Raw genomic sequence first — 15,661 nt, 5'->3', positions numbered from 1 at the left:
TTATCCGTGAAGCATGGTGCCGATGGTTTTCGCTGCTTCGATGCAGTCGAGATCGCTCCATCTGGGGCCAATCACCTGCATGCCGCAGGGAAGGACCGATCCTTCATAGCTGGCCGATCCGATCGGCAGGACGGTCGAGGGCAGATTCGGGAAAGTCGCAAGCCCGGCCCAAGCGAGCCCTTGGCCTGCGGGAATATCCTCGCCATTGACGCGCAGGGTCGACTTGAAGACCGCCTCGTCGAGATGCGGTATCGCGAGAACGGGCGCGGGTGGTGCGAGGACGAAATCGTACTTCTCAAACAGCTGTTCCCACTGGAATTCGTTCGCGGCCTGCGCGTCAAGCAGGTCGAACCAGTCGGTCGCACTCGCGCGCTTTCCATCGGGCGAGGGCGCTCCACGCGCCATCGCGATGTTGAGCATGCGCAAGTAGTCGGTCTGCTGCTGTGCCAGGTCGGGCAAGAGATCGCTCGAATGGTCTATGCTCAGCCCAACGCGCTGAAGCCGCTCGATCGCGCCCGCCGTCGGCTCGGCGACGCTTGCATCGACGGGGCTGTCCGGAAACTCGGTTATCGCAAGAAAGCGGCAGTCATGCAGCCGCTTGCCGGATTTGCGCAGAGGAACACTCGCACCCAATTCCGTCAGAAGCGCGAGGTCCGCAGCGTTTCGGGCGAGCGGCCCCGCGATGGATAGCGCCCCGTCATGCGCGGCGACAAAGCCTTTGCGCCGCGCCATTTGCGGATGATCGTGCCCGCGCTTGCTGATGAGGCCCCAGCTGGTCTTGTGGCCCCAGACACCGCAGAAATGGGCCGGTACTCGCACCGATCCGCCGATGTCGGTGCCGAATTCGCACGGTACCATTCCGCTGGCGACCGCTGCCGCGCTTCCACCTGACGAGCCACCCGGCGAACGGTCGGGATCGTGTGGATTGGTCGTGCGGCCGTAGACCGGGTTGAAGCTCTGCCAGTCAGACAGGTCGACCGGAACGTTGGTCTTGCCGATGATGATTGCGCCCGCCGCCTTGAGCCGCCTTACGAGCTCGGAATCCCGCGGCGCGATATAGTCGGTCAACCGTTCATGCCCCCAGCACGATTGAAGGCCCTCGACGTCGAAACTTTCCTTCACCGTCATCGGCACACCGAACAGTGGCTGGCCTTCGCGCGGCTTTTCGCTGTCCATTCCCCGCGCGGTTTCATAGGCGCGCTCAAAATCGGGCACGGCAAGCGCGTTGATCTTCGCATCGAGTTGCTCGATCCGCGTGATTGCCGCATCGACCGCCTCGTGCGGGCTCATTTCGCCGCGACGGATCGCGGCGGCCGTCTCAAGCGCGCCCGGCTTTTCGGTCAGTTTCGGATAGGCCACGGTCCTCACTCCCCTCATGGCGCTGCTGCGCCCGTCTTAGCGCGGGGCGTAGCGGATCTGTGTTTCGCCGTCTGCCGATACCGGAAGGAACAGGCCTTCGCCATAGGCCGTAAGGCTTCCGGTCGAAACCCGATCGATATCGGTCGCGATGGAGAAGTCGCCAAGCTCCGTTTCGGCAATGGCGCGATCGACTTTTGCCAGCAGGTCTTCATAATCGTCTTCGAAATTCTGAGTGAGAGCATCCTCGATCGTGCTGGAGAAATCTCGCGTCTTTGCAATTTCTATGATCACATTGGTCGTGAAGCGTGTCGTTTCGACCTGGTATTCGGGTTCGACAAATCGGACCTTTCGCGAGTTGGCGTCATTTACGGGCTTTGCGGTAAGCCAGACGGTGCCGGTCGCCGGATCGTTCTCCTCGCCAGGCTTCCACGCCTTGAATTCTACCCCGACGGCGATGCGATTGCCCTCGGTGCAATAGGCGGACACGGACTGCACCTCGATCATGCGATCGCCAATTGCGGGAACCTTGAACACGCGCTCTGCGCGCTTGGCCAGCGCCCGCTCGATTACCGGCTCAAGTACGCTGTATTGCGCAATTACGGGGAGGGCGAGCGCGAGCTTCCCTCCTTGTCCATTGCCACCTTCTGCCATTGCGGGAAGGTAATCGGCGCCGGGTGCTTCGGGTTCATCGCCGACGAAGATCTCTGTCTTGGCATCGAGCCGCATCGCGACCGACAGCGCATTGCGCGATGCGTAATAGCCGTCATAACCGAGCGCTCGGGGCGTCAGCCTCATCCAAACCGGCGGGTTTTCGGCGTTGAGCGAGAGGACGGTGAAGCCGCGCTCCCAGACCGGCGCGATCTTTCCGCGCAGGTCGAGCTTTGCGATCTCGCGTTCGACCGTGCGTTCGAGCTTTGAAACGACGCTCCTCAGCCTCTCGTCGGCCCCGTCCGCGAAAGTGAGTTTCTGGCCGAGAATCTCGACCGTGGGCGGCTGGCGCCAGCTATATGAGATGTCGACATCGCCGCGCATCGACCAGTCCTTGCGAACCGATAGCCGTACTCTTGCGGTGACGTTTGCACGCGCGGTCGCGGTCTCCTGTTTGATAATCCCGCCAATTTCGCTTCCTTTGACTTCGGCGCGGATTGGCATGGTGACGATGAGATCACGCCCGCTTCCCCTGAGCGAGAGCGAACCGCGATTGACTTGGCCGGTGAGGTCGCAGCGGATGGTTGGGGACCGGATCGCGATTCCGATTACCTCGGTGCGCTGCGATGGAATGCAATCGGCCTGGCTCTTGCTGATCGTGTAAAGCCGCCGCGGGATTTCTCGTTCGAGCGCGCGGCGCATCGGGTCGAGCGGAACCTCGATAGTCGTAGACAGCGACGAAAGGCCTTCGGGTATCTCGATCTTGTCGTCGGCGCGCGGAGGCGGCTCGACTTCTTGCTCGAACAGGGAGCATGAAGTGAAGGCGAGCACTGACATCAGCGCAATCAGGCGCGACATGAACGCGAAGACGGGCTGAGAATTGCCCAACGAAAAAACCCCCCTCGCGAATACCGTACGCGAGAGGGGATGTTCGATCAATTCAATGCGTTATCGCCCTCGAATAGGGCAGCCGCCCACAATCACATGTGGATCGGCTTACCTTGGACTGCCATCGCCGCTTCCTTGAACGCTTCGGCATGTGTCGGGTGAGCGTGGCAGGTGTAGGCAATGTCTTCGCTGGTTGCGCCGAATTCCATTGCCTGCGCGGCCTGAGCTATCATCGTGCCAGCGAGGCTATTCACCATCCACACGCCCAAAACACGATCGGTATCGGCTTCGGCAATTACCTTTACGAAGCCATCGGTGTCACGGTTCGCCTTGGCGCGGCTGTTCGCCATCATCGGGAACTTGCCGACCTTTATCTTGGACTTGTCTCCGCCGGCTTTTTCGACCGCCTCTTCCTGAGTCAGACCAACACCGGCGATTTCCGGCATTGTGTATACGACGCTTGGGATCACGTCGTGGTTCACGATGCCAGTCTGGCCCGCGATGTTCTCGGCACACGCAATGCCTTCGTCTTCCGCCTTGTGCGCGAGCATCGGGCCGGGGACGACGTCGCCAATCGCCCAGATACCGTCGACTGCAGTGCGGAAATCGTGATCGATCTCGATCTGACCGCGATTGTTGACCTGCAGACCCGCCTTGTCGAGCGCGAGGCCTTCGGTGTTCGGGCGGCGACCGATGGCGACGAGAACGTGGCTCGCTTCCAGGGTCTGCTCGTCCCCGCCGGCCGATTTCTCGATCGTCAGCGTGACCTTCTTGCCCTTGACCGAGGCCCCGGTGACCTTGTGGCCGAGCATCATTTCCATGCCCTGCTTCTTGAAGATCTTGTTCGATTCCTTGCGCACTTCCTCGTCCATGCCGGGGAGGATCTGATCGAGGAATTCGACCACGGTGACCTTCGCGCCGAGACGGCGCCACACGCTGCCAAGCTCAAGCCCGATCACGCCGCCGCCAATCACGACGAGGTGGCTCGGCACTTCATCGAGCTCGAGCGCGCCGGTGGAATCCACGATCCGCTTCTTCTCGTTATCGACTTCGACGCCGGGCAGCGGGGTGACGCTAGAACCGGTGGCGATGACGATATCCTTCGCCGTGTGCGTTGCATCGCCCACCTTGACCGTGTGCGCGTCTTCGAATGCGGCATGGCCCTTGAGCCAGGTAACCTTGTTCTTCTTGAACAGGAATTCGATCCCGCCGGTCAACTCACCCACCGCCTTTGTTTTTTCGCCCATCATCTTCGACAGGTCGAAGCTTGCCTTGGCATCGATGCCCCATGTGGCGAAATGGCCGCCCTCTGCCTCTTCGAACAGTTCGGAGGCGTGCAGCAGGGCTTTCGAGGGAATGCACCCGACATTGAGACAGGTGCCGCCGAGCGTTTCGCGGCTTTCGACACAAGCGGTCTTGAGCCCGAGCTGCGCTGCGCGGATCGCTGCGACATAGCCGCCGGGGCCTGCGCCAATGACAAGGACATCGTAGTCGTATTCAGCCATTTATCTGCTCCATTATCCCGTGCGAGGTGGGATCGGAATTCATTGGTTCAACAGTATACTTATGATCAGAGGTCGATCAGCATACGGGTGGGGTCTTCGATCGCTTCTTTAATGATCTTGAGCGCCGTCACCGCCTCGCGCCCGTCGATCAGGCGGTGGTCGTAGGAAAGCGCGATATACATCATCGGCCGGATCACGACTTCGCCGTTCACCGCGACAGGGCGATCCTCGATCCGGTGAAGGCCGAGCACCGCGCTTTGCGGCGGGTTGATGATCGGGGTAGACATAAGACTGCCGAAGACACCGCCATTCGAGATAGTGAATGTCCCGCCCTGCATGTCTGCCATGGTGAGCGTGCCTTCCTTGGCGCGCGAGCCGAAATCGGCAATGTCCTTTTCGATCTGGGCAAAGCCTTTTTTGTCGGCGTCGCGGATTACCGGAACGACAAGGCCGTTGGGCGCGGAAACAGCGACCGAAATGTCCACGTAGTCGTGATAGACGATCTCGTCGCCTTCGATGTAGGCGTTGACGGCGGGCACGTCTTTCAGCGCGAGGCATGCGGCCTTGGCGAAAAAGCCCATGAAGCCGAGCTTGATGTCGTGCTTCTTGGCGAAGAGCTCCTTGTACTTGCTGCGGGCCTCGATCACTGCCGACATGTCGCAATCGTTGAAGGTGGTGAGCAGCGCCGCCTCCTCCTGCGCGCCTTTCAGGCGCTTGGCGATGGTCTGGCGCATACGGGTCATTTTGACTCGCTCTTCGTTGCGGCCGGCCGCAGCCGGAGCCGCGCCGGCAGGTGCGGGTGCAGGGCTGGGGGAGGGAGCAGGTGCCGGATCGCCTTTCGCCTTCGCGGCGGCAAGAACGTCTTCCTTGGTCAGGCGGCCATCCTTGCCGGTGCCCTTGATCGTTGAGGGATCGACCCCGTGTTCGAGCACCGCACGGCGCACGGCGGGCGAGAGCGTTTGCGAGGCATCGACAAGATCGGCGTCGGCCTTGGCGCGCTCCTTCTTGCCTTCTTCGGCCTTCTCGGCCTTGCGCCCGGCCTCTTCACCCGTGGTCGCAGCACCGGTGGCGCCTTCTTCGATCACAGCGATGACCGCGCCGACCTCGACGGTGTCTCCGACTGCGGCCTTGTGCTCCTGCAGCACGCCAGCGACGGGCGAGGGCACGTCGACCGCGACCTTGTCTGTTTCCAGACTGGCGATCGGCTCATCGGCCGCGACCGCGTCGCCCGGCTGTTTCAGCCACTCGCCGATGGTGCCTTCGGTGACCGACTCGCCGAGAGCCGGGACAGTGATTTCAGTAGCCATATTCCATGTTCCTCAGCGGTTTACTGGGATGAACTCAATTACTTCGAAAGCCCGAGAGCATTGTTGATAAAGCGCTCTTGCTGCTCGGCGTGACGTTTGGCGAGACCGGTGGCGGGGGAGGCAGCTGCATCGCGTCCAGCATAGATCGGACGCATGCCCTCGTGGCCCGCCTTGGCGAGCGCATCCTCGATCTTCTCGCCGACAAAGAACCACGCGCCGTTGTTGCGCGGTTCTTCCTGACACCACACGACCGTCTCAAGGTTGGTCATACGCTTCATACGCACGGCAAGCGGTTCGCCAGGGAAGGGATAGAGCTGCTCGATCCGCACGATCGAAACGTCCTTCAGCCCTTCAGCATCACGCTTTTCGATCAGGTCGTAGGCGACTTTGCCGCTGCACAGCACGAGGCGCTTGATCTTTTTGTCGGCGGCGCTGTCCGGCTCCATCGATGGGTCGGACTTGATCCGCATGAAGTGGTGCTTGCCCTGGAATTCCTCGCGCGGGCTCTTCGCCATCGAGTGACGCAGGAGCGATTTGGGCGTCATGATGACGAGCGGCTTGCGGAAAGGGCGCAGCATCTGGCGGCGCAGCACGTGGAAGTAGTTCGCCGGAGTGGTGATGTTGCACACCTGGATATTGTCGTTCGCGCACAGCTGTAGGAAGCGTTCGAGACGGGCGGAGGAGTGTTCCGGACCTTGGCCTTCATATCCGTGCGGGAGAAGCATCACGAGGCCGTTGGCGCGCAGCCATTTGGCTTCGCCGCTCGCGATGAATTGGTCGATCATGATCTGCGCACCATTGGCAAAATCGCCAAATTGCGCTTCCCAGCACACCAGGGTCTTTGGATCGGCCATCGCGAATCCGTATTCGTAACCGAGTACCCCGTATTCCGACAGCGGGCTGTCATAAACCTCGAACTTGCCGTGCGGCAGGGTCGAGAGCGGAATGTATTTGTGTTCGTCTTTCTGGTCGATCCAAACGGCGTGGCGCTGCGAGAAGGTGCCGCGCCCGCTATCCTGTCCGGAAAGGCGCACGCCGTAACCTTCCATGACAAGACTGCCAAAGGCGAGTGCTTCCGCAGTCGCCCAGTCGAAACCTTCGCCGCTCTCGAACATCTCGGTCTTGGCCTTGAGAACCCGGCCAAGCGTCTTGTGGATCGTGATGGTGTCGGGAACCTCGGTCAGCACCTGCCCCAGGCGATCGAACATCTTGGGCTCGATCGCGGTTTCGACATTGCGGCGTGCCGTCTCGTCGTCCACCGGCTTGTTGAGCCCGGCCCAGCGCCCGCCGAACCAGTCGGCCTCGTTGGGTTTGTAACTCTTGGCCCCCGCGAACTCGTTCTCGAGATGCGCGACGAATTCGCTCGCGATCTTGCCGGGGTAATCCTTGTCGATGACCCCTTGCTCGATCAGTCGCTCGGCGTAGATCTTCGACACCTTGGGATGCTTGCGGATCACGTCGTACATAAGCGGCTGGGTAAATTTGGGCTCGTCCCCTTCATTGTGACCGAAGCGGCGATAGCACCACATGTCGATCACCACGTCGCGGCCGAAGCGCTGTCGGTATTCGACCGCGAGCTTGCACGCGAAGGTCACTGCCTCGGGATCGTCGCCATTGACGTGAAGGATCGGCGCCATCACGCCCTTCGCGACGTCGCTGGGGTAGGGCGAGGACCGCGCGAATTTCGGTGAGGTCGTGAATCCGATCTGGTTGTTGATAATGAAGTGCAGGCAGCCGCCAGTGTCGTATCCCGGCACGCCTGAGAGCGAGAGACTCTCCCACACCACGCCTTGCCCGGCGAAAGCGGCATCGCCGTGAATCAGGACCGGCAGAACCTGCTCGTGCTTTTTGAGGTCGTCACGGATCGCCTGCTGCGCGCGCGTCTTGCCCAGCACGACGGGGTTCACCGCCTCGAGGTGAGAGGGGTTGGGGACGAGGCTCATGTGAACCTCGATCTCGTCGAACGAACGGTCGGTGCTGGTGCCGAGGTGGTACTTCACATCGCCCGAACCGCCGACATCCTCGGGGTTGGCAGAGCCGCCCGAGAATTCGTGGAAGATCACCTTGTACGGCTTGGCCATCACGTTTGCGAGGACGTTCAAACGCCCCCGGTGTGCCATGCCGTATATGATTTCGCGCACGCCCATGCTGCCGCCATGCTTGATGACGGCTTCAAGCGCCGGGATCATCGATTCCCCGCCATCGAGGCCGAAGCGCTTGGTTCCGACATACTTCTTGCCAAGGAACTCCTCGTACTGCTCACCGCGCAAGACTGCGGCGAGGATCGCCTTCTTGCCTTCGTCGGTGAACTGGATCGTCTCGCCCGGGCTTTCAAACTTGTCCTGCAGGAAGCGCCGCTCTTCGGTGTCGGCGATATGCATGTATTCAAGCCCGACCTTACCACAATAGGTCGCGCGGAGCGTGTTGAGCAGTTCGCGCACTGTCGTCCATTCGAGGCCGAGCACGCCGCCAACGTAAACCTCGGTGTCTTCCTTGCCTGCGAGTTCGTGGAATTCGAGCGTCAGGTCGGCAGGGATTTCTTTCATCCCCTTGCGACCCGACAGGCCCAGCGGATCGAGATCGGCGGCGAGGTGGCCGCGCACACGATAAAGCCGCACCAGCGTCATCGCGCGGATCGAGTTGGCTGCTGCCTCTTCAATCGCCTTTGGATCGAGCGCCTTGCCCTCTCTCTTCGCCGCTTGCTTGACCGCGACGCGCATCTGCGTGGGGTCCAACGCGCCCGTCAGGTCGGCACCGCTGTCGGCGACCTGATCGAGCCATTTGGGATTGCCCCAAGAAGGACCCGGCTGCGGGCCTTCCTGGTCGGTCATTTGCGGGATGAGATTGTGCGGTTCTTGACCCATGAGGGTTCTCCGTGGGGAGGGGAGGTGGTGCGGCCTTTAAGGTCAGGCCATTTCCTTCAGCATCGCATCGAGCGTGGTGCCGAGTTCGGATGGCGAGGGCGAGACGCGAATGCCCGCATCTTCCATCGCCGCGATCTTGTCGTCCGCGCCGCCCTGGCCGCCCGATACGATCGCGCCCGCGTGGCCCATGCGGCGACCCGGAGGTGCGGTGCGGCCCGCGATGAAGCCGACCATCGGTTTCTTGCGACCCTTTGCGGCTTCCTGCTTGATGAATTCGGCTGCTTCCTCTTCTGCCGAGCCGCCGATTTCGCCGATCATGATAATGCTCTCGGTTTCCGGATCGTCGAGGAAGAGGTCCAGCACGTCGATGAAGTTCGTGCCATTGACCGGATCGCCGCCGATGCCGACTGCGGTTGTCTGGCCGAGGCCGACCTGCGTGGTCTGGTGCACGGCTTCGTAGGTCAGGGTGCCCGAACGCGAGACGACGCCGACGCTGCCCTTCTTGAAGATCGAACCCGGCATAATGCCGATCTTGCACTCTTCCGGAGTCAGCACGCCGGGGCAGTTCGGGCCGATCAGGCGGCTGTTCGAGCCGGTCAGCGCAGCCTTGGCGCGCACCATGTCGAGCACCGGAATGCCCTCGGTGATGCAGATGATGAGCTCAATTTCGGCATCGATCGCTTCGCAGATCGCGTCGGCGGCGAAGGGCGGGGGCACGTAGATGCACGAAGCAGTCGCGCCGGTGGCTTCTTTGGCTTCGCGCACGGTGTTGAACTGCGGCAGGCCAATGTGATCGGTCCCGCCTTTGCCCGGAGTGACACCGGCCACCATCTGCGTCCCGTAGTCGAGCGCCTGTTGCGTGTGGAACGTGCCGGTGTTGCCCGTCATCCCTTGCGTGATGACTTTGGTGTCTTTGTTTACGAGGATGGACATTCAAAACTCCGTCTTGGGGTGTTCGATTGATTTAGCTCCCGCCCAGCCACACGCCGCGGTCATAAACCTTGAGACGGTACTGATCGGGTTTCTGAAGCGCGGTGTTGGCGGCACATGCCGCGAAGTGCTGGCGCGCTCCAGCAAGGAATGCGTCTTGGTCGAAGGTCTTGCGATAGGGATCGTTCTGGCTCGCAACAGCTATATCAAAACAGTCCCGCGCCTTGTCGATATTGGCGTCCGCGTCCTCTTCCGGCCCGTCAAGCGCGGCGTAGACACGGACCAGCCGCGTGCGCACCTGCGCTCGCCAGTTCACACAGGCGCGATATTCGGTGCCATCAGCCAGCGTCATCACAGATGTATCGCTGCAATAGACTTTCCGTTCCGAGGCAACGCCCTCCGCAAAATCTTCCGCAATCTCTGCGCGGTCGATTTCGCGTGCCGAGGCGGGGGCGGCGGGGAGAGCGCCTATGACTGCGGCGGCTATCAGCGGCTTAGTCATCGGAGGCATCGCTTTCCCCTTTGCGCTCTTCATCCTTGACCCGCGGTTTCAGAATGATTGGTGGCGGGAGTTCCATCGGTTTGCCCGAAGGCGGCTTCCAATGGTGGATGCCCGCATCGTAGGTGACAAACATCTCACCAGAAGCCTTGTCAGTCCGAGTGCTGATTGTGGTGATGCTTGCACCATCAATGCCATAGGGGCCGTACCATGAGACGCCCACCATTGTGTCAGGCGTGCGCTTATAGATATATGCTTGGCTGTGCTCATCGCGCACACGCTTCTCGCCCAGCACAGCGTCAAGTTCGCTTTGCGGAGGAGGCTCGGTGATGTCGAACATGTTGCACGAGCTGATGCCGTCCATCGCCCGCGAATTGGGCAGTTTGGTGTCCTGAATGTAGAGCAGGAGATCGCGGCCTGCGTGCTTCTTAACAAACGGCCCGATTATCTCGCGCACACCGCCCGCATTGGCTGCGATGCTGGTTTCCCACTCGGCAATGCGCCGGTCGATAAAGGCATTGTTGGCTTGTTTGATCGGTTGCCAACCAAGCCGCTTGGCCCTTCGGTCGATCTTCTTGATCTTCTCCAGCCCGTCGCAAACCGCCTTGAACTCGGCGGCCGGGCTTTGCGCGTCTTCCCGCCCATGCGCCGCCGTGCCGGCCATCAAGGCCAGCGCAGCGGGCGCAAGGGTCAGAAAGGCAGCGCGCTTATGCAAGGCTGCTGTCGAGCCCCTTACATGCTTCCAGCAACTCCTCGACCGCATCTGTCGAGACCTTGAGGTTGGCTTTCTCTTCGTCGCTGAGTTCGATTTCGACCACGTCCTCGGTGCCGCCCGCGCCGATCACGGTGGGGACGCCGACATAGAGGCCGTCGAGGCCGTACTTGCCTTCGACATAGCTGGCGCACGGCAGGATGCGCTTCTGGTCGCCGAGATACGCCTCGGCCATCGCGATCGCGCTGGTGGCGGGGGCGTAATAGGCCGAGCCGTTGCCGAGCAGGCCGACAATCTCGCCGCCGCCCTTGCGGGTGCGGTCGACGATTTCGTCTAGGCGTTCGGCTGGAACGCCCTTGATCTTGGCGTAGTCGTCAACCGGGATGCCGTTGATCGTGGTGTAGCTCTTGACCGGAACCATCGTGTCGCCGTGCCCGCCTAGAACGAACGCGTTGACGTCTTTGACCGAGCAATCAAACTCCCATGCAAGGAAGGTTGCGAAGCGTGCGCTGTCGAGCACGCCGGCCATGCCGACCACCTTGTTGTGAGGCAGGCCAGAGAATTCGCGCAGCGCCCAGACCATGGCGTCGAGCGGATTGGTGATGCAGATGACAAAAGCGTCGGGGCAGTTGTTCTTGATGCCTTCGCCGACAGCTTTCATGACTTTCAGGTTGATGCCGAGAAGATCATCGCGGCTCATGCCGGGCTTGCGCGGGACGCCCGCGGTGACGATCACAACGTCGGCGCCTGCAATATCGGCATAGTCGTTCGAACCGGTGATCTTGGCGTCGAACCCTTCGATCGGGCCGCACTGCGAGAGATCGAGCGCCTTGCCCTGCGGCATACCCTCGGCGATGTCGAACAGGACGATGTCGCCCATTTCCTTCTTCGCGGCGAGGTGGGCGAGCGTGCCGCCAATCATGCCGGAGCCGATGAGCGCGATCTTCTTGCGGGCCATATGCGAGATTTCCTTCCCTGGGGTCCCGGGACGAAAATGAATTCCAAGGTGCTGGGGCGCCTGCCTGTCCCGGGCGGCGGACATCCCCGGTGTCATGGTGCGGCCTAGGCGGGTGGGGATGCGATTGCAACCGCCAATGGCTCCGATTGCGGAACTATCTTTGCAATTAGTTTGCAGTTGCAATAAGGGCGATGATTGGGACCTTGAACTGGCGCAGGGAAGGGGGCGGTCAGCCGTCTCATTGTTCGAGTGTCAGAACAGCCGGGAACTAAGATCGGTTCCCCTAATGGATCAATTACCCCCGAAGCGCAGCATTTCGTCCTCGCGTTCCTGCGCGAGCAGCATGGCTGCAAGGTAATCGGGAACGGCACGGCTGAAATAATAGCCCTGGCCGAGCGTACACCCGGCCGCCCGCACTGCCTGAACCTGCTCGATCGTTTCGAGGCCTTCGGCCACAATCTCCATCTCGAGCCGCGAACCCATCTCCGCCACGGCGCGGATGATTGCCTCGCTCTTGCGGCCGACATTCTCCCCGGACACAAAGCTGCGATCGACCTTGATCTTGTTGAACGGATATTTGTTGATGTAGCCGAGCGAGGAATAGCCGGTTCCGAAATCGTCGAGCGCGAATTTCACTCCGAGCGCGGAGAGCTCCTGAATAAAGTTGGCAGTCGAATGGCTGTCTTCGACGAACAGGCTCTCTGTCACTTCGAGCTCGAGACGGTGCGGGTCCAACCCTGCTTCGCGCAAGGCGTTGCGAATGCCGAGTGCCGCGCCCGGTGCGCGGATCTGTAGCGGCGAGAGGTTGACCGCGACGGTCACGTCTTCCGGCCAGCCGGCAGCTATTCGTGCCGCCTGCGCGGTGATCCAGTTCCCCAGGGTCACGATCACGCCGGTTTCCTCGGCCACCGGAATGAACTCGTCGGGGCGCAGCTCGCCTTTTTCCGGGTGGAACCAGCGCACCAACGCCTCGAAAGTCCTGATGCGGCCGGTTTCGAGATCAACGATCGGCTGGAAAAAGATCGAAAGCTCATCGCGCTGGAGGGCCGCGCGCAGCTCATCCTCTATTTCGCGGCGACGGACAAGATCGCGCGTCATCGAGCGATCGAAGAAGCGGGTCTGGCTGCGCCCCCCAATCTTGGCGTGATAGAGCGCAAGATCGGCACTTTGCATCAAGGTGTCGGCGTCTTTGCCATCGTCGGGCAGCAGCGCAACGCCGAGCGAGGCGCGCACTTCGAGCCGGTCGCCCTCGATCCGCATCGGCCCCATGATCTCGGCGTGGATTTCGCTCGAGACGAGCTCCGCGTGATGCCGGTCCTTGACGGGACAGAAGACAACGAATTCGTCTCCGCCGAAGCGCGAGATGGTCGAGCCTTCCGGGCAGACATTGACAAGCCTGCGAGCCACCTCACTGAGCACGCGGTCCCCGACCGGGTGGCCGAGCAGGTCGTTCACCTCCTTGAACCGGTCAAGGTCGATCCAGATAAGCGCAAGGCGGCTGTTTTCGTCGATGCTCATCATGGTCTCCACCATGGCGTGATTGAGACCGGCGCGGTTCGCCAGACCGGTGACAACATCGGTGCGCGCGAGCACTTTCATTTTTTCGGCAAGCTTCGCGCTCGTCTCCGCAGCGGCGATGGAATCGCGCAAAACTTTGAAGATGTTGAGGGTGATCGCAGCCATTGCCGGAAGCAGCAGCAGCATCGTCACGAACAATGTGATGTGGGCCAGGGTGCCCATGAGCAGCGAGACGATCATCATCGGTACGCAGCTTAGAGTAAGCTGACCGATGGCAATGCTCGGCCGTCCCGCATTGCGCGCGGCAACTGCGACACCGTAGCACAGCGCATTGGCTACCATAAGCACCTGCACCTCCGCGCTGGTGCCCAGCCAGACGGTGAGCGCGGCGATGATGCCTATGACCAGCGCATAGCTGAACGCGCCTATCTCGTAGATCAGTTCCAGCTTTTGCGTGCTGGTTTTCTGGGAATCCGGAGAGATGCCGAGTGCGGCGGTGACACGCGCCACGGCGATTATCGTAAGCACGAGGCTGCCGATCAGCAATTCGGGATGGTCGGAAACCCAGGCGGCGATGGCCGTGGCGGCAATCCCGTTGAGTGCGCCGATCGCAAGGCTCGAAGGTTGGGTATAGAGAGTCTTGACGAGCAGCCGCCTGACGCGCGCGGATACCTTGTCCGTGCGTTCACGCGCTTCGATACCGGCGCGAAGCTTCGAGAATGGCCAAGCGGCTTTCATACACCACGGGGATTATCCCCAAGTGGTCAAGTTCCGGTTAACGTGTCGCTTACCCAAATTTCCCGCGAAAAATCTGTGACTTGGCAGGATTGGCTTGAAGGGGGCTGGAGGCGCCCAGCCGGAAGATCAGGAAATTTCCTTGATCGGCAGTCGAGTCGAAGCCTCTTCGGCCAGTCTGCGATCCAGAGTGCGCGTGACGCCGAGCCACCAGTCGTAGCTCTGGCGGTCGCCGGCGAAGAACGCTTTTTCAGCTTTTCCGCGAGCCGCCCGGGCAGCGCCCAGGCCATGCTCTGCAAACATGCGCAGGGCATCGCGGAGCTTCGCATCATGACCTGTCATATCGCCATTATCGTTGGCGGCGCGCTCGATCGAGCGGCGCGCAAGAGCCCGAGCGATTGAAGGGGGGGCGGGTAGGCGGCCGGGAGTATGCGGCGCGGCAAAGCGGATCGACATATTTGTCTTCAATTCCATATGGTTGAGTCCGGTTCTCCGCACGAATTCTGATGAAGCATCCATCAGGCAAGGCGGGGTCAGGACTGCATTTTTTCAGCGACTGGGAGGGCAATAATTCCCGGTCGCTAAGGCTTGGTTTTCCGATAAGGTTTCGCGGGCGTTAACCAGGGCGTGCCTGTAAGGGGGCGCAATCGCCCTTACTCGTCGGCAGGTTTCGGCGCCTTTTCACCTGCGTCTGTCTCAGGATCATTTGGCCGCGCCTTCCATTGGCCCGCCTTGGCGTATTCGGCTTTCACCTGACCGATCCCTCCTGTTCTCGGCCGCGCGGTTCCGGGTTCAATCGCAACAGGCGCAGCAGAAGCGGCGACGGGCACATCATAGGATATCCGGGGCGTACCCGTTGGGGCTTGCGCGGCGGTCGCGGCAGGCGAGGCGCTGTTGCTTACGCCCGGTTCTAACCCGGCATAGCTCGTGGAAAATGCTGCGCTTTGCCCACCTGAACCGCGTTTGCGATAGAAACGGTGCGCGCCAATCGTCCCGACGTGGTCGAGTGATCCGGCCCACGCCGGGTTGACCCAGAGCGTGTGATAATGCGTCGCGAGACCGATGGGCGCATATACGCTGCCCGAAAGTGCATCGGAGGCGATTTTCTGCGCCCGCCGCCAGCTCGCTCCGCCGGCGCGGCGCGACAGGCTGCCATCACAAGTGAAGGTGAACTGGCAACCGGTCTTGCGCTGCGACCCCTGATAAACGACACCGCAAACGCTACCTGGCCAGCTTGGATGGGCGACACGGTTGAGCACCACTTGCGCGACGGCGCGCTGACCCGCATCGCTTTCGCTCGCCGCTTCGTACCAAATGGCCTGCGAAAGACATTCGAGCGCGCGACTGTGAGATACGCCGCCGGGTGCAGAGAAGAACGGGCGGGCCGCAGGCCCCGCATCGATCACTTTACCGAGAGCACCCGCATACCCCTCGGCTTTGCCCAAGGCGTCGGTCGCCGGAAGCGCAACCAGTGCCCCATCCACCGGATCGGCGAGGTAGAAAAATGCGGAACCCGGAAAGGTCATTCCCGGGCGTTCAAAGGGCATTGCCGGCATCGCCGCAAGCTCGCGCGAGAGGTTTTCGGATTCCAGCGGTGCATCGCCTGCAACAGCGCCGAAATCGCCAGGTGCCGCGATCGCGGGCACAGCAAGCACGGCGAGAAGCATGGCGAGGCGCTTTGTCAGCGTGCCGTCGTTTTTCATGTCGAGGAGGAAGGTGATCTTCTTCATGGCGCGCC

General features: G+C 61.5%; 12 protein-coding genes. All 12 read right to left on the bottom strand.

Annotated features, from left to right (window positions below):
* The gene (locus tag FIU90_RS11810; protein ID WP_152434948.1) at nt 1-1,359 is read right to left on the bottom strand and encodes an amidase family protein; all 1,359 of its coding nucleotides are present in this window, start codon (nt 1,357-1,359) and stop codon (nt 1-3) included.
* Nucleotides 1,360-1,395: 36 nt separating this feature from the next.
* On the bottom strand, nt 1,396-2,895 hold the full coding sequence (locus tag FIU90_RS11805) for a DUF4403 family protein (RefSeq protein WP_152434947.1): 1,500 nt from the start codon (nt 2,893-2,895) through the stop codon (nt 1,396-1,398).
* A gap of 92 nt (nt 2,896-2,987) precedes the next feature.
* The gene (lpdA, locus tag FIU90_RS11800; RefSeq protein WP_152434946.1) at nt 2,988-4,400 is read right to left on the bottom strand and encodes a dihydrolipoyl dehydrogenase; all 1,413 of its coding nucleotides are present in this window, start codon (nt 4,398-4,400) and stop codon (nt 2,988-2,990) included.
* A gap of 65 nt (nt 4,401-4,465) precedes the next feature.
* Complete coding sequence (gene odhB, locus FIU90_RS11795; RefSeq protein WP_152434945.1) at nt 4,466-5,707, bottom strand: 2-oxoglutarate dehydrogenase complex dihydrolipoyllysine-residue succinyltransferase; 1,242 nt, start codon at nt 5,705-5,707, stop codon at nt 4,466-4,468.
* Between the two features lie 38 nt (nt 5,708-5,745).
* Nucleotides 5,746-8,571, bottom strand: a complete 2,826-nt coding sequence (locus FIU90_RS11790) for a 2-oxoglutarate dehydrogenase E1 component (RefSeq protein ID WP_152434944.1) — start codon at nt 8,569-8,571, stop codon at nt 5,746-5,748.
* A gap of 42 nt (nt 8,572-8,613) precedes the next feature.
* Entirely contained in the window at nt 8,614-9,504 is an 891-nt protein-coding gene (gene sucD, locus FIU90_RS11785) for a succinate--CoA ligase subunit alpha (RefSeq protein WP_152434943.1), read from the bottom strand.
* Between the two features lie 31 nt (nt 9,505-9,535).
* Complete coding sequence (locus FIU90_RS11780) at nt 9,536-10,003, bottom strand: hypothetical protein (protein ID WP_152434942.1); 468 nt, start codon at nt 10,001-10,003, stop codon at nt 9,536-9,538.
* Nucleotides 9,996-10,715 carry a hypothetical protein gene (locus FIU90_RS11775; protein WP_152434941.1) on the bottom strand — a complete coding sequence of 240 codons (720 nt, stop codon included), beginning with the start codon at nt 10,713-10,715 and terminating at the stop codon, nt 9,996-9,998. The genes FIU90_RS11780 and FIU90_RS11775 overlap by 8 nt, the downstream gene beginning before the upstream one ends.
* On the bottom strand, nt 10,708-11,670 hold the full coding sequence (gene mdh, locus FIU90_RS11770; RefSeq protein WP_152434940.1) for a malate dehydrogenase: 963 nt from the start codon (nt 11,668-11,670) through the stop codon (nt 10,708-10,710). Before mdh ends, FIU90_RS11775 begins: the two co-directional genes overlap by 8 nt.
* A gap of 291 nt (nt 11,671-11,961) precedes the next feature.
* A complete protein-coding gene (locus FIU90_RS11765) occupies nt 11,962-13,926 on the bottom strand; it encodes a bifunctional diguanylate cyclase/phosphodiesterase (RefSeq protein WP_152434939.1) in 1,965 nt (654 codons plus the stop codon).
* Nucleotides 13,927-14,052: 126 nt separating this feature from the next.
* A complete protein-coding gene (locus tag FIU90_RS11760) occupies nt 14,053-14,397 on the bottom strand; it encodes a hypothetical protein (RefSeq protein ID WP_234029512.1) in 345 nt (114 codons plus the stop codon).
* A gap of 179 nt (nt 14,398-14,576) precedes the next feature.
* Nucleotides 14,577-15,653: a cell wall hydrolase gene (locus tag FIU90_RS11755; protein ID WP_234029511.1), complete on the bottom strand. Its 1,077-nt coding sequence runs from the start codon at nt 15,651-15,653 to the stop codon at nt 14,577-14,579.
* Nucleotides 15,654-15,661 lie beyond the last annotated feature (8 nt).

The sequence above is a fragment of the Erythrobacter sp. THAF29 genome (genome assembly GCF_009363635.1).
In the GTDB taxonomy this organism is placed as follows: Bacteria; Pseudomonadota; Alphaproteobacteria; order Sphingomonadales; family Sphingomonadaceae; genus Erythrobacter.
The sequence above is the reverse complement of the archived record's forward strand: the minus strand, read 5'-3'. Positions and strand labels throughout refer to the sequence as shown.

What these genes read in the sequence shown, in the direction of transcription:
- lpdA (WP_152434946.1), bottom strand. Translation starts at nt 4,400, where the DNA reads ATGGCTGAATACGACTACGATGTCCTTGTCATTGGCGCAGGCCCCGGC.
- odhB (WP_152434945.1), bottom strand. Translation starts at nt 5,707, where the DNA reads ATGGCTACTGAAATCACTGTCCCGGCTCTCGGCGAGTCGGTCACCGAA.
- FIU90_RS11760 (WP_234029512.1), bottom strand. Translation starts at nt 14,397, where the DNA reads ATGGAATTGAAGACAAATATGTCGATCCGCTTTGCCGCGCCGCATACT.
- mdh (WP_152434940.1), bottom strand. Translation starts at nt 11,670, where the DNA reads ATGGCCCGCAAGAAGATCGCGCTCATCGGCTCCGGCATGATTGGCGGC.
- sucD (WP_152434943.1), bottom strand. Translation starts at nt 9,504, where the DNA reads ATGTCCATCCTCGTAAACAAAGACACCAAAGTCATCACGCAAGGGATG.
- FIU90_RS11765 (WP_152434939.1), bottom strand. Translation starts at nt 13,926, where the DNA reads ATGAAAGCCGCTTGGCCATTCTCGAAGCTTCGCGCCGGTATCGAAGCG.
- FIU90_RS11790 (WP_152434944.1), bottom strand. Translation starts at nt 8,571, where the DNA reads ATGGGTCAAGAACCGCACAATCTCATCCCGCAAATGACCGACCAGGAA.
- FIU90_RS11780 (WP_152434942.1), bottom strand. Translation starts at nt 10,003, where the DNA reads ATGACTAAGCCGCTGATAGCCGCCGCAGTCATAGGCGCTCTCCCCGCC.
- FIU90_RS11755 (WP_234029511.1), bottom strand. Translation starts at nt 15,653, where the DNA reads ATGAAGAAGATCACCTTCCTCCTCGACATGAAAAACGACGGCACGCTG.